This is a genomic window from Photorhabdus kleinii, assembly GCF_025384885.1.
Classification (GTDB): Bacteria; Pseudomonadota; Gammaproteobacteria; order Enterobacterales; family Enterobacteriaceae; genus Photorhabdus; species Photorhabdus kayaii.
In genome coordinates this window covers 1-1448 of the sequence record NZ_JAJAFY010000125.1, presented here as the reverse complement: position 1 = coordinate 1448, position 1448 = coordinate 1, and the positions used below count along the sequence as shown (strand labels likewise).

General features: G+C 44.7%; 2 protein-coding genes. Both read right to left on the bottom strand.

The genetic code is table 11. The features are described 5' to 3' along the window. On the bottom strand, window positions 1-584 hold a 584-nt coding region (locus LG003_RS22900; RefSeq protein WP_262981750.1), incomplete at its 3' end, for a tail fiber assembly protein. Continuing rightward, on the bottom strand, window positions 584-1448 hold an 865-nt coding region (locus LG003_RS22895; protein ID WP_262981749.1), incomplete at its 5' end, for a phage tail protein. The genes LG003_RS22900 and LG003_RS22895, both read right to left, overlap by 1 nt.

Below are 1448 nucleotides of genomic sequence, written 5' to 3'. Positions count from 1 at the left end.
ACATCTACACGCGTAAGCAATACTCTGTACTTCTTCCATTCCAACAGAGCGGCTTTCTCTGAGTCAGTAGCAACTTCTAAGTCAACAGAGTCTTGTAGCAATGAGAGTGTTTCATTTGCTTGTTGTAACAGTGCTGCTTGTTGTTGCTTAGCTTCATTAATCTGATGAGATTTGAGAAGGTCTTTATCAACTACCCACTCTTTGCCGTTCCACGTATCGAAATCAGTTGGGGGCTTCTTGAAGGTTAGCGTATCCGGCAATTCACCGATTTCAGTAATTTCAGTCGGAGCGCGAGTTAACGTGTCGTAAGCTGTTTTGCCACGGTAATCAGGGAGTATTTGCCAGCACTTACCGTCTTCACTGCGACAAACGGCCACATCGCGAGAATCGGGAAGTTCTGGCGCATCGGGATAAGCACCGGCTGATAGGCTGACACCGAGCATCACATACTCAATATCTGAAACTGTGAATTCTCTCGTTATCTGATTCGAGTGATAAACCTTTATCCAGCCTGCCTGAATAGCCAATCCGTCTTTACCCAATACGGCTGTTTCATGTTCTAAAGAGTACTTTTGTTCTGTCATTATGCTGCTCTCACTATGTAGTTAAATGCGACGTTGCGGGGTCTATTTTCGTTAGCGGTTGGGACGACACGTGATGCGTCAAATGTCACGTTATCGGCACCGCGCACATAATTTGCTTCTTGCATACAGTAAAGGCCGGATGATGCATCTCGCGTTTGTGTAAAGCTCCCTGACGCATCATTGACTATTGAGAACTTACCATCAAGACGCACATCAAGACGACCTGTAATATTTCTGATTGCATCTCCCTGCCACGTTCCGCACACTCGCCCCGGATCGACGCCTCTACTATCATCCCACCCCCGGATAAATTCGCCTCTTAAATCGGGCACTCTACCGTTAGGATAAGCTTCAGCTAATTTTGGATATAAAGATTTATCAAATGATTGACCGTTGCATGTGAGATAACCTGCGGGTGTGTAGCGGTGTGGATATGGGAGCGGGACGCCAACAGGAACGTTGATATCATCTAGCATTGCCAGCATGCCAGATTTCTTCTGTACACTTGCGTAATAGATTGTATCGCCGTTTTTGTCTCTATATGAGATCGTTAATGGGTCTTGCTCGTCGGGATTTGCATAAATTTGAACGTATCTACCGTCTTTTTTTTCTAATTTGATTCCGGGATACTCATGATTAGCAACAACATTTAAACTACCGCAAGTAAAATCGTCTTGTGATTTTTTCCGCGCATATGTGCTATCTGCATCTGTTTTAGATACCGCATTATTCGCCTTATTCACCGTCTCCACCAATCCGAGGTTTTTCACAAACGCGTTTTTGTCGGGGATGTCGGCGCCGTTTTGGTTTTTTGCCAGCTTACTATTTGCATTATCATTTACATCAGAAACTAACTTCTGAGTG